Below are 13083 nucleotides of genomic sequence, written 5' to 3' on the forward strand. Positions count from 1 at the left end.
GCAAACGGCCGGTCAGCCACCGCCGCCCCCGCGTCACGAGCCCAGCGTCATCTCAACGAGGAGAGGAACGGTCGCATGGCCATCCCCGGCATTCACGGAACCGAGCACATCGGGTTCACCGTCCCCGACATCGACGAGGCGTGCGACTTCTTCGTGCGCATCCTCGGTGCCGAGGTCCTGTACACGGCGGCGACCGACTTCCGCCACGACGACGACGACTGGATGGAGGAGCACCTGCACGTGCACCCGCGGTCGGTCATCAAGGAGTTCCGGTACCTGCGCGTGGGCAACGGGACCAACTTCGAGGTCTTCGAGTACGAGTCGCCCGGGCAGGTCACCACCCCGCCCCGCAACAGTGACGTCGGCGGGCACCACCTCGCCTTCTACGTGGACGACATGGACGCCGCGATCGCCTACCTCCGGGAGAACGACGTGGAGGTGCTCGGTGAGCCCACCGCCTACACGGAGGGCCCGAACCTCGGGCTCACCTGGTGCTACTTCATGGCCCCGTGGGGCATGCAGCTCGAGGTCGTCTCCGCCCCCGGCGGCACGGTGTTCGACAACGAGGCCAAGGCGAAGGGCACCACGCGCCTGTTCCACCCCAAGTACGCCGCCGAGACCCTCGTCTGACCGCCAGAGCTAGGAGCCACCTGACATGAGCACTTTCGACCTGCTGGGCCAGCGCCACCTGTCCCGCCGATCCCTCCTCGGCGGCGGCCTCGCCGGCGCCGGCCTCCTCCTCACCGGCTGTGCGGGTGACGGCGCCACCAGCAGCGCCAACCGCACCTTCGCCAACGAGGGCGAGAAGTGGATGCAGGCCAAGGGCACCAAGCTGACCTTCATCACCGAGAACACCCCACCCTCGACCGGCATCAAGCAGCTCGTCGACCGGGGCGACTTCAAGAAGCTGACGGGGATCGACGTCGAGATCCTCCAGTACGACCTCCCCGTCATGCTCCAGAAGGCCGAGCTCGACCTGCGCTCGGGAGGGTCGTCCTACGACCTGATCTACGGCCAGGACAAGCCCGTGACGAGCGTCCTCGCCGACTACTTCGAGGACCTGCGCCCCTACACCGCCGACTCCTCGCTCCCGCAGGCGGCCGAAGGGTACGACGAGGCCAGCTGGTACCCCAACTACCTCGCGGTCTCGGGCTATGCCTACAGCGAGCGACTCATCACCCTGCCGTACGACGCGGCGGACTCGGTGTTCTGCTACCGGCGCGACCTGTTCGAGAAGTACGGCAAGCAGTTCGAGGACGAGTACGGCTACGCGCTCGAGTACGGGCCCGACTCGACCTACAAGAACGTCCTGGACATCGGACGCTTCTTCAAGAAGCTCCACGAGCAGGACGCCACCGTCCCGTACGGCATGGGCCTGCACCTCGGCCAGTTCGCCTGGACGACCCAGCTGGACATCCAGCGCCTGCTCTACGCCCACGGGCAGTGGCGGGAGTTCGACATCGACGACGTGCAGGGCTCGAAGAACCCCGGCCCGACCAAGTGGGGCGACGAGCAGTCCATCAAGGGGCTGGAGCTCTACAAGGCGCTCTTCGACACCTCGACCCCCGACGCGCTCTCGCTCGGGACCGTCGAGGTCGCGGACGCGTACAACGCGGGCAAGCTCGTCATGCAGTCCCAGTTCCACGAGTTCGCGGCGTCCTTCGAGGCGAAGACCTCGGCGGGCGGGGGCGGCAAGACCGCCTACGACATCTGTCCCAAGGGTGACGCGGAGTACCTCGCCGGCAGTGGGCAGCTGGTCAACGGGACGAACTGCGGCATCGGAGGCATCGGCATCAACGCGGCGTCCTCCGACGAGAAGAAGCGCGCGGCATGGCTGTTCCTCGCCTGGTCGACGAGCGTCGACGTGCAGAAGGAGAACCTGGCGATCTCCGGCGGCACCCCCACGCGCGTCGGGGTCGGTGAGATCGCGGAGATCAAGGCCGCGGAGGGCAAGGCCTTCGGTACCGGTGACACCGGCCGCGTCGGTCCCTCGGACTTCCCGAACGCGCTCACCTTCCCGGCGATCTCGAAGGGCATGGCGGCCCCCAACGCCGTCCTCGGCCCGAAGATCCCCAAGTTCAACCAGTACGTGACGATCGTCGGCAACGAGGTCCAGAAGATGTGCGCCGGCCAGTCGTCGCCCGAGGCCACCGCCAAGGCCATCAAGACCCAGACCGACCAGCTCCACGGCGTCTGACGCCCGGGGCGCCGCCACCCCTCGCGGGGGCGGCGGCGCCCCGGTCAGCCGCCCCCGCCACACCAGAGGAGTGATGATGTCCGTTGCCGACTCGACGGTGAGTGGCTCCGGCCAGGACCGGCCCACGCGCCCGCCCAACAAGGAGCAGCCCCGGCGGTTCCTCGTGCCCCTGCTGCTGCCCGCGGTCATCCTGCTCGCGCTGCTCAGCATCTATCCGTTCGTGTGGCTCATCTACATGTCGTTCAACGCCGTGGGCCTGGCCCCAGGCGCGCCGAACGAGTTCGTGGGACTGGACAACTGGAGCAAGCTGTTCGGCGACAGCCAGTACTGGGCGAGCTGGGGGATCCTCGCGAAGTACTCCGGCGTGAGCATGGTCCTCGAGGTCGGACTCGGCACGCTCCTGGCCGTCCTCATCAACCGGAGCAAGCACGAGAAGCTGCTCATCACGATCCTCCTCATGCCGATGATGATGGCGCCGGTCGTCGCGGGCCTGCTGTGGCAGTACCTCTACAACGGCACCTTCGGCTGGTACTTCTGGCTGCTGCGCAGCCTGGGCCTCCTCGACGGCGGCACGATCCTCGGCAGCTCGGACCACGCGCTGTGGGCCATCGTGGCCGTCGACGTGTGGGAGTGGACGCCCCTCGTCGCGCTCATCGTCCTCTCCGGCCTCAAGCTCGTGCCGACCGACCAGCTCGAGGCCAGCTGGATGGACGGGGCCGGCCCGGTGCGCAGCTTCTTCCAGGTGGCCCTGCCGAGCATCAAGTCCTCGCTCCTCATCGCCATCCTGCTGCGGTTCATGGACAACATCCGCATCATCGACCACTTCATCGCCCTCACCGGCGGTGGTCCCGCGAACAGCACCAAGCTGCTGCCGCTCTACCTCTACGAGCAGTCGTTCTCGTTCTTCGAGCTCGGGTACGGCTCCTCGATCGCCCTGACCCTGCTCCTCGTGACGATCCTGCTCGGCAAGTTCGTCGTCGCGACGTTCGAGGAGCGGGAGCCCAAGATCGCCAAGAAGGACGAGGAGCTGGTCTGAGCCATGGTCGACATCGCCACCCCTGTCGTCGGTCGCGACGAGGACGACCTCCTCCCCGGTCCGGCCATCAACCCCAAGGACCAGGTCGTCCGGGGCCGTGGGGCCCGCCTCTCGGGGCCTGCCATCAGCATCTTCCTCGGCCTCTACGTGCTCTGGACGCTCGCCCCGTTCTACATCATGGTGACGAGCGCCTTCAAGCAGCGCGGCAGCGCCTTCAACCTCCCCGCCGAGGGCGACTGGGGCGGCGCGGCGAAGAAGCTGTTCGTCTTCGAGCCCACCGGTGAGCACTTCGCCGCGCTGTTCCGCGCCGGAGACTTCGAGCGCTACATGACGAACAGCGTCCTCGCGGCCCTCGGATCCGCGGTCATCTCGATCGTCTTCGGCACCACCGCGGCCTACGCCATCTCTCGCGGCCGGTTCCGGGGCAAGAGCGACCTGTACTTCTGGATCATCTCCACCCGCATGGCCCCCGTCGTCGCCGTGACGGTCCCGCTGTACGCGATCTTCAAGAACCTCGGGCTGCTCGGCTCGATCCCCGGCCTGATCCTCGCGTACACCGTCTTCAACCTCCCCTTCTCGATCTGGATCCTCAAGGGGTTCTTCGACTCGGTCCCCTACGAGATCGAGGAGGCCTACATGGTCGACGGCCACTCGAGGTGGCAGGCGCTGCTGAAGATCGTGCCGCTCGTCGTCCCGGGCCTGGCCGCCGTGCTCGTCCTGTGCATCCTCCTCGCCTGGAACGACTTCATCTTCGCCGCCGTCATGGGTGGGGAGTCGGCCAAGACGCTGCCTGTCGCGACCCAGGGACTGAAGTCGGCCAGCGGCATCGAGTGGGGACAGATCATGGCCGCCGGAATCGTCACGGTGGCTCCGATGCTGCTCCTCGGCATCGTCATCAGGAAGTACATGGTCCAGGGCCTCACCATGGGCGCGGTGAAGCAGTGAGTGCCATCCACCGCCCACTCCCGACCGGGTCTCCCCGAACCAGCGCAGTTTCCAGCACCAGTGCAACAGTCAGCACCAATGAGCTCTCCCTGCCCTCGGCAGGCCTGACCAAGGAGTACCCGTGGCATCTCTGACCTTCGACGGCGTGTGGAAGCGATACGACCAGGTCGAGGCCGTCAAGGACCTCAACCTCGAGATCGAGGACGGCGAGTTCCTCTGCCTGCTCGGCCCGTCCGGTTGCGGCAAGTCCTCGTCGCTGCGGATGATCGCGGGCCTGGAGTTCATCTCCGAGGGCGACATCCGCCTCGGCGACAAGCGGGTCAACGACCTCGAGCCCCGGCACCGCGACATCGCGATGGTGTTCGAGTCCTACGCCCTGTACCCGCAGAAGAGTGTCTACGAGAACATGGCGAACCCGCTGCGCCTGCGCAAGATGGGCAAGGACGAGATCGACAAGCGGGTGCGGGAGGCGGCGCGGATCCTCGAGATCGAGCGGCTCCTCGAGCGGCGTCCCGCGCAGCTCTCGGGTGGGCAGAAGCAGCGAGTCGCCATCGGCCGGGTCCTCGTCCGCGAGCCGAAGGCCTTCCTCTTCGACGAGCCGATCGCCCACCTCGACGCCAAGCTGCGGGCCCGGATGCGCGGCGAGCTCAAGCACATCCAGAAGAGCCTGGGCACGACGACCGTCTACGTCACCCACGACCAGCTCGAGGGGATGTCGATGGCGGACCGGATCGCCATCATGCGCGAGGGCGTCCTCCAGCAGGTGGGCACCCCCTTCGAGGTGTTCAACCGGCCCGCCAACGTCTGGGTCGCGACCTTCGTCGGCGACCCGCCGATGAACGTCCTCACCGGCGAGCTCGAGGGGGCCGACGGGCGGCTGGCCGTCAAGGCGGCCGCCTTCGAGATCCACGTGCCCGCGGCGATGGAGGGACCCCTCACCGCCGCTCCCCTGAAGGACCGTCGGGTCCAGGTGGGCGTGCGCCCGGAGGCGCTCTCGCTGTCGTCCACCCCCGATGCCGCGCACCCGATCGTCGGGCGCATCTACGCCGTGCAGCCCCTCGGCGACGTCGAGGTCATCGACGTGCGCGTCGGCGAGGACCGGGTGCTCGTGCGTGCCGAGCTCGGGACGGTCACGAACGAGGACATGGACGCGGCCGTCTACCTGGGCTACCGACCCGACAAGCTCCACTTCTTCGACCCGACGACGGGCCTGGCGATCCGCTGACGCGGCCCGGGCCCCTCACGAGCGACACCCCGACACGACGACGCCAGAAGGATCGGACACGATGCCGAAGTCCACACCCCTCGCCCCCACGAGCAGCTGGGTGGAGCTGACCTGCACGGACGAGGACTACGACGAGGCCGCGCCCGGCCTGCTGTCGACGATGCTCGCCCAGCTCCACCTGATCCGCGCGTTCGAGGAGGAGGTGCTCGGCCTGGCCGCCCTCGGGCTGGTCCACGGTCCGGCGCACTCGAGCATCGGGCAGGAGGGCGGCGCGGTGGGCTCGTGCCTGCCGCTGCGCTCGGACGACCAGGTCACCGGGTCGCACCGCGGGCACCACCAGTTCCTCGCCAAGGCGCTCGGGCACGTCGCCCCGGACGGGCTCGACCCGAAGGCCGAGCTCAAGCCCGAGGTGATCGAGGTCCTGACCAGGTCCCTCGCCGAGATCTGCGGCCTCAGCGACGGCTACTGCCGCGGCCGCGGCGGGTCGATGCACCTGCAGTGGATGGAGGCCGGATGCATGGGCACCAACGCCATCGTCGGTGGCGCCGTGCCCCAGGCGGCGGGGTTCGCGTGGTCGGACAAGCACGCCGGCACCGATGCCGTCTCGGTCACCTACTTCGGTGACGGCGCGGTCAACATCGGCTCCGTGCTCGAGACGTTCAACCTCGCCGGCGCCTGGAGCGTGCCGGTCTGCTTCTTCATCGAGAACAACCACTACGCGGTGTCGACGACCCCTGAGGAGGCGACCGGCGAGCCGCGCCTGTCCGGCCGCGGTCTGGGCTTCGCGATCCCGAGCTGGCGCGTCGACGGCATGGACCCGCTCGCGGTGCACTTCGCCATGGGCGAGGCCGTCGAGCACATGCGCAGCGGCGGTGGACCGACGATCGTCGAGGCCGACCTCTACCGGTACTTCCACCAGAACGGTCCCTTCCCGGGCAGCGCCTTCGGCTACCGCACCAAGGACGAGGAGAAGAGCTGGCGCGAGCGGGACCCGATCGCGCGTGTCGCCGGGCACCTGGTCCGTCGCAAGCTCCTCACCGAGAAGCAGGTCGAGGCGCACTGGAACGCCTGCAAGAAGGCGATGGCCGACATCTCTGGCTCGATGACCGAGCCCGACCCCCAGGGCAAGCAGGGCGCACGCCGCTACCGGCCGGCGCTGCTGCCCGACCCGGCCTTCGTCGACGTGGGCGTGCGCGGCGACCTCTCCGAGCTCGAGGGCGCGCGCTACATGGAGCCGACCGAGTACACCGGCGAGCTCGTGACGAAGAAGTTCGTCGACGTCGTCGCGGACGTCATGCACCGGCGGATGGAGACCGACGCGCGCATCGTCGTCATGGGCGAGGACGTGCACAAGCTCAAGGGCGGCCCGCGCGGCGCGACCCGCGGGCTCAAGGCCGCGTTCCCCGACCGGGTGCTCGGCACCCCCATCGCGGAGAACGCGTTCGTCGGCCTCGCCGGCGGTCTGTCCCTCGACGGCCGCTACCGCCCGGTCGCCGAGCTGATGTACGCCGACTTCATCTGGGTCTCGGCCGACCAGCTGTTCAACCAGGTCGGGAAGATGCGGCACATGTTCGGCGGCGACAGCCCGGTCCCGTACGTGCTGCGCATCAAGATCGGCACGGGGACCGGCTACGGCTCCCAGCACTCGATGGACCCCGCGGGCATCCTCGCGACGGCGGCCGGCTGGCGGATCATCGCGCCGTCGACGCCCTACGACTACATCGGGTTGATGAACACCGCCCTGGCGTGCGACGACCCGGTGGCCGTGCTCGAGCACGACGCGGACCTCTACTCCTCCATGGGCGAGGTACCTGCCGAGGACCTCGACTACTGCCTCCCCGTCGGGAAGGCGGCGCTTCGGCGCGAGGGCGAGGACGTCACGGTCATCTCGTACCTGTCGATGGTCTCGCGGTGCCTCGACGCGGTCGAGCAGTCCGGCGTCTCGGCCGACGTCATCGACCTGCGCTGGCTCGATCACGCCAGCCTCGACTGGGACCTCATCGAGGCCAGCGTCAAGAAGACCAACTGCGTGCTCATCGTCGAGCAGGGTGCGATCGGGACCTCCTGGGGCACGAGGCTGGCCGACGAGATCCAACGGCGGTACTTCGACTGGCTCGACGCCCCCGTCGAGCGGGTCACTGGTGGCGAGGCGTCGCCGAGCGTGAGCAAGGTCCTCGAACGCGCCGCCCTCGGCAACACCGAGGACGTCGTCGCCGCCCTCACCGCCCTCGTGGGGACCCCGTGAGGGCCCCGCGCGTCGTCCTGCAGTTGACCGACCCAGCACGCGGAAGGGTGTGAAACGCATGGCAAGCGTGGTCAGGATGCCTGGGGTCTCCGCCGACGCGGCCGAGGCGACCCTCGTCGAGTGGGCCGTCGCCGCCGGCGACAGCGTCACCCGCGGTGACGTCATCGCCACCGTGGAGACCGACAAGGCCGTCGTCGACATCGAGGCCGAGGCGAGCGGCACGCTGCTCAAGACGTTCGCCGTCGCCGGCGAGTCCGTCGCCATCGGCGGCCCCATCGCCGTCCTCGTCTCCGAGGACGACGCCGGCCGTGACGAGGCCGAGCTCCTTGCCGAGCTGGGCCTCGGGCCCCAGGCGGCGGGTCCGCTCGACGCCGTCGACGAGGAGCGCTCCCAGGACACCCTCGTCCCGGGGGCCCGGCCTCCGATCGAGCACACGAGCGACGAGGTCGTCGAGCCGGGCGGCCAACCCGGTGAGGGCCGGCGCGTCTTCGCCACCCCGCTGGTTCGCCGTCTCGCGGCCGAGGCGGGCGTCGCCCTGGAGGAGCTGACCGGGACCGGCCCCAACGGGCGCATCCGCCGACGGGACCTCGAGGCAGCCCTGGCGGAGCGTCCGAGCGGACCCGCCGGCGATGCCGCCGCCGCGCCGGCTGCGGCCCCGGCCGAAGCGGGCGCGCAGGCTCAGGCCGCTACCACTGCGACCGCCCGTTCCGCCCAGCCGTCGGCCGCCGGGTACACCGACGTGCCGGCCACCCGGTTCCGCAGGGCCGTCGCCGCGGCCCTGACCGCGAGCAAGCAGACGGTGCCGCACTTCTACCTCAAGGCCAGCTGTCGGGTCGACGAGCTGTTGAGGCTGCGCGAGGTCGTCAACGCCGGTGGCGGCCCGAAGGTCACGATCAACGACTTCGTGGTCAAGGCCGCGGCCGCCGCGATGCTCCGGGTGCCCGAGATGAACGTCGTGTGGACGGGCGACGCGGTGCGTCGGTTCGAGTCGGCCGACGTCGCGGTGGCCATGGCCACCGAGCGCGGCCTGATGACCCCCGTGGTCCGCTCCGTCGGGTCCCGCTCGCTCACCGACGTCTCCGCGGCGATCAAGGACCTCGCCGCGCGGGCGTCCGCGGGCAGCCTGAAGCAGCAGGAGCTCGAGGGCGGATCCCTGACCATCTCGAACCTCGGCATGTACGGCGTCGAGGAGTTCGCGGCCATCATCAACCCCCCGCACGTCGGCATCCTCGCCGTCGGCGCCGTGGTCCCCCAGGCCTTCGAGGCGGCCGACGGTGGCCTCGAGCTGGGCCGGTGCCTCACCGTCGTGCTCTCGGTGGACCACCGCCCGGTCGACGGCGCCCTCGCGGCGCAGTGGCTCCAGCACCTCAAGTCGCTCCTCGAGAACCCGATCACCATCCTCGCCTGAACGCGAGACCCAGCCCGAGAAAGGCCAAGACCAATGACGTTCTTGCTCAACGACCCCGCCGACTTCCCGACCCAGCTCGCGGACGGCTTCATCGCGGCGAACCGCCGCTACGTCCGCAAGGTCTTCGGCGGCGCCGTCCGCGCCACGAAGAGCCGCCCGGGCAAGGTGGCGCTCGTCGTCGGGGGCGGAACCGGCCACTACCCCGCCTTCGCCGGCTGGGTCGGCCAGGGAATGGCCGACGGCGTGGTCTTCGGGAACATCTTCTCCTCGCCCTCGGCCGGCCAGGCCGTCAGCGTCGGGCGGGCGGCCGACCAGGGCGGCGGCGTCCTCATCGCGTTCGGCAACTACGCCGGCGACGTGCTGCACTTCGGGCAGGCGGCCGAGACCCTCAAGGCCGAGGGGATCAACTCCGCGATCGCCGTCGTCACCGACGACATCGCCTCGGCGCCCGCGGAGGAGGCCCACAAGCGCCGCGGCATCTGCGGCTGGGTCACCGTGTTCAAGGTGACCGGTGCGGCGTGTGAGGAGGGTCGCTCGTTCGACGAGGTCGTCGAGGTCTTCAACCACGTCAACCGTCGCACCCGTACCTTCGGCGTCGCCTTCTCCGGGTGCACCCTCCCGGGCGCCGACGGTCCGCTGTTCACCGTGCCGACCGGCAAGATGGGCGTCGGCCTCGGTGTCCACGGCGAGCCGGGAATCTACGACGCCGACCTCGGCACTGCCGACGAGGTCGCCCGCGTCCTCGTCGAGGGCCTGCTGAAGGACCGCCCCGACGACGCGGGCGACCGGGTCATCGCCCTGCTCAACGGCTTGGGCTCGACGACGTACGAGGAGCTCTTCGTCACCTACGGGGCGGTCGAGCGGCTGCTGGCCGACCACGGTGTGACCGTGGTCGACTGCGAGGTTGGCGAGCTCACCACCTCCATGGACATGGGTGGGGTCTCGCTGTCGTTGACCTGGACCGACGAGGAGATCGAACGGCTCTGGAACGCGCCGTGCGACACCCCGGCCATTCGTCGCGGCGCCGTCGGGGAGGTCGAGCTCGTCGACGACGGCGAGCTGTCCGTGGAGGCGCCCGAGCTCGTCGTCAAGGAGGAGGGCTCTCCCGAGTCCCGCGCGGTGGCGCAGCACCTCGTCGACGGGCTCGAGGCCGTCCTCGCCAGCCTGCGGGAGCAGCAGGAGGAGCTCGGCAGGCTCGACGCCTTCGCCGGTGACGGGGACCACGGCGTCGGGATGGTGCGCGGAGCCGAGAACGGCCACGCGGCGGCCCGCGAGCTCGCCGAGCGTGGTGGCGGCGCCCAGACCGTCCTCGCCGGGGCAGGGTCGCGCTGGTCGGAGCAGGCCGGCGGCACCTCGGGCGCGCTGTGGGGCGCGGTCCTTGCTGCCGCGGGGAGCGCACTCGGTGACGTCGAGGGGGTGGGCCCCGAGGCGCACGCCCGCGCGGCCAGGGCCGGGCTCGACGCGCTCCAGCGCATCGGCGGTGCCCAGCCGGGCGACAAGACGATGCTTGACGCCTTCATCCCGGCGGTCGAGACCCTCGAGGCCGAGTTCGGCGCGGGGCGCTCGCCGGCCCAGGCCTGGAGGGCCGCCGCCGAGGCAGCCGAGGCGGCTGCCTGGGCCACGGCCCCGCTGCGCCCTCGGATCGGCCGCGCTCGGCCGTTGGCCGAGCGCAGCGTGGGGCACCCCGACGCCGGCGCCGTGTCCTTCGCCCTCATCGTGCGCACCATCGCGGACCGGATGTCGTGATGCCGGTCACCACCTCCCACGGGGTGTGACGAGGTGATCGAGCCACTCGGCCAGGGCAGTGTGGACCCGCTCTCGAAGCGGTTCGACGCTGCCCTGGTCGACCTCGACGGCGTGCTCTACGTCGGACGCAGCGCGGTGGAGGGCGCCCCGGAGGCGGTGCAGGCCGCGCGCCGCGCCGGGATGCGGGTCGCCTTCGTGACGAACAACGCCTCGCGCACGCCCGAGGTCGTCGCCGAGCACCTGACGGAGCTCGGGATCGCCGCGGTGGCCGCGGACGTCGTGACCTCCGCCCAGGCTGCCGCGACGCTCGTGGCCGAACTGGTGCCACCCGGCTCGCGGGTGCTCGTCGTCGGCGGGGCAGGACTCGAGGAGGCGCTCAAGGAGAGGGGGCTGCGGCCGGTGTGGTCGGCCGACGACGAGCCGGACGCGGTCGTCCAGGGCTTCGCTCCCGACGTCGGGTGGCGACAGCTCACCGAGGGCGCGCTCGCCGTGCGGGCCGGCCTGCCGTGGGTCGCGAGCAACCTCGACCTCACCGTGCCGACCCCCCGCGGGCCCGCACCGGGGAACGGCACCCTCGTGGGGGTCGTCGCCCGCGCCACCGGCTCGTTCCCGCTGGCCGCCGGCAAGCCGGAGCTCCCGCTGCACCGGGAGGCGGTGCGCAGAACCGGTTCCGAGCGCCCCCTTGTCGTCGGGGACCGGCTGGACACCGACATCGAGGGCGGCAACCGGGCGGGTGTGCCCACCCTGCTCGTCCTCACCGGCATCACCACTCCCCTCGACGTGGTCATGGCCGAGCCGTCGCACCGGCCCACCTGGGTGGCCGAGACCCTTCCCGATGGACTGCTGCGACCCCACCCTCCCGTGGTGCGCCGAGGCGGCACGTGGTCGTGCGGCGGCTGGGACTGCCGACTGGGGGACGGTGTCATCCATGTCGCCGGGGCAGGGCCCCGGATCGACGCGCTGCGCGCGCTCAGCGTCGCCGCCTGGAGCACCGGGGCGCCCTTGACCCGGCACGCGGTCGCCGTGCTGGACGGCCGGCCCCTGCCCTCCGTCGCGGGGTGACCGCTGTGTGGCTCCTCAGGAGGAGGTCGCGGTGACCAGCGGGGATGCGGCCTACACTGACCTCATGGTCGAGTCGCAGCGCAGCGACCTCGCCGCCGCGGACGTCTTCACGATGCTCTCGCGCCAGGCGAGCGAGCTCTACGACGACTCCCGGCTGATGCCGATGCTCCGCCAGCTCGTGCGCAGCACCTGCCAGATCACCGGTGCGGTCGGGGGCAGCGTCTCGCTCGTCGACTCCGCGGCCGGCCGCTACACCAAGATCGCCGAGCTCGGCACCGCCTGCCAGCTCGGCGAGAGCTTCCCCATCGACGAGGGGGTCACCGGACAGGTGGTGAACCGGCGCGCGCCGGTCATCCTCGGCTCCTACCGCGACATCCGGACCGGTCACCTCAAGCCGGGGCACGCCGCGTGGGACGGTGCCGTGGCGGCCATCCCCATCTGGTGGCGCGCCGACATCGTCGCCGTCAACGTCATCTTCGTCGGGTCGCCGCGGCCGTTCACCACGGGTGAGGTCGACAGCCTCGAGCTGGTGACCCAGGTCGTCGCCCCCGGGCTGGTCAGCGCCGTGCAGCGTGAGCTGCCCGACAAGGCGCTCACGAGACGCCGGGACGAGCACTGGCTCACCGCCCTGCCGGCTCAGGTGGCTCCGGAGGTCCCGTCGGTCAAGGACGTCGTCGCCGACCTGGTCGACCTCGCGCAGCGGGCGTCCGGGGGTGCTCTCGGGAACCATCGCGACCTTCAGGTCCGCGTCGTCCGCGACGAGGACCGCCACCGCCTGCTCGTCCGCTCGGAGGACGACCTCGTGGTCGGGCGCGGCACCCTGCGCTGGCACGAGGTCATCGAGGGGTCCGACGGTGCGGACGCGCCCACGCTGGCCGGCGCCCGCGCCGGGGCCCGGGGTACGGGCGACGCCACCGATGCCGCTCCCTTCACGGCCCGCGAGCAGGAGGTGCTGGTGCTGCTCTGGCAGGGACTGAGCGACAGGGCCATCGCCACCCGGCTGTGCCTGTCCCCCAAGACCGTCGAGAAGCACGTGAGCGCGGTCCTGCGCAAGAGCGGCACGACGAGCCGGACCGCTGCGGTCGTCCGCGCCCTGGACGAGGGCTGGCTGCCCTGACCGACCGAGGACGGTCGACGACGCGTACGTCAGCAGGTCGGGGGAATTCCCCCATGGAGTGGCGGGTGCGGACACCGTTTGACTGGGTCCCAGCCCGGAGAA

Annotated in this window: 10 protein-coding genes; all 10 read left to right on the forward strand. The window is 70.7% G+C overall.

What is annotated here, in order from left to right; all coding sequences use genetic code 11:
* The first annotated feature begins 75 nt into the window (after window positions 1-75).
* The 10 genes from ACK8HX_RS11160 (at window position 76) to ACK8HX_RS11205 (ending at window position 12981) form a co-directional block, all read left to right on the forward strand.
* Window positions 76-630 carry a VOC family protein gene (locus ACK8HX_RS11160; protein ID WP_411940773.1) on the forward strand — a complete coding sequence of 185 codons (555 nt, stop codon included), beginning with the start codon at window positions 76-78 and terminating at the stop codon, window positions 628-630.
* A 25-nt stretch (window positions 631-655) separates the two neighbouring features.
* Window positions 656-2197 (forward strand): ABC transporter substrate-binding protein, encoded by a 1542-nt coding sequence (locus tag ACK8HX_RS11165; RefSeq protein ID WP_411940774.1) that lies wholly within the window; start codon window positions 656-658, stop codon window positions 2195-2197.
* 76 nt (window positions 2198-2273) lie between these two features.
* The gene (locus ACK8HX_RS11170; RefSeq protein ID WP_411940775.1) at window positions 2274-3233 is read left to right on the forward strand and encodes a carbohydrate ABC transporter permease; all 960 of its coding nucleotides are present in this window, start codon (window positions 2274-2276) and stop codon (window positions 3231-3233) included.
* 3 nt (window positions 3234-3236) lie between these two features.
* Window positions 3237-4178, forward strand: a complete 942-nt coding sequence (locus tag ACK8HX_RS11175; protein ID WP_411940776.1) for a carbohydrate ABC transporter permease — start codon at window positions 3237-3239, stop codon at window positions 4176-4178.
* A 121-nt stretch (window positions 4179-4299) separates the two neighbouring features.
* Window positions 4300-5403 (forward strand): ABC transporter ATP-binding protein, encoded by a 1104-nt coding sequence (locus ACK8HX_RS11180; protein WP_411940777.1) that lies wholly within the window; start codon window positions 4300-4302, stop codon window positions 5401-5403.
* 61 nt (window positions 5404-5464) lie between these two features.
* A complete protein-coding gene (locus tag ACK8HX_RS11185; RefSeq protein ID WP_411940778.1) occupies window positions 5465-7648 on the forward strand; it encodes an alpha-ketoacid dehydrogenase subunit alpha/beta in 2184 nt (727 codons plus the stop codon).
* Window positions 7649-7724: 76 nt separating this feature from the next.
* Window positions 7725-9056, forward strand: coding sequence for a dihydrolipoamide acetyltransferase family protein (locus ACK8HX_RS11190; protein WP_411940779.1), 1332 nt, complete (start codon window positions 7725-7727; stop codon window positions 9054-9056).
* 33 nt (window positions 9057-9089) lie between these two features.
* Window positions 9090-10802 carry a dihydroxyacetone kinase family protein gene (locus tag ACK8HX_RS11195; protein WP_411940780.1) on the forward strand — a complete coding sequence of 571 codons (1713 nt, stop codon included), beginning with the start codon at window positions 9090-9092 and terminating at the stop codon, window positions 10800-10802.
* Between the two features lie 33 nt (window positions 10803-10835).
* Complete coding sequence (locus ACK8HX_RS11200) at window positions 10836-11864, forward strand: HAD-IIA family hydrolase (RefSeq protein ID WP_411940781.1); 1029 nt, start codon at window positions 10836-10838, stop codon at window positions 11862-11864.
* 64 nt (window positions 11865-11928) lie between these two features.
* A complete protein-coding gene (locus ACK8HX_RS11205; RefSeq protein ID WP_411940782.1) occupies window positions 11929-12981 on the forward strand; it encodes a LuxR C-terminal-related transcriptional regulator in 1053 nt (350 codons plus the stop codon).
* Window positions 12982-13083 lie beyond the last annotated feature (102 nt).

It is taken from the genome of Oryzobacter faecalis, assembly GCF_046764005.1.
GTDB lineage: Bacteria > Actinomycetota > Actinomycetes > Actinomycetales > Dermatophilaceae > Oryzobacter > Oryzobacter faecalis.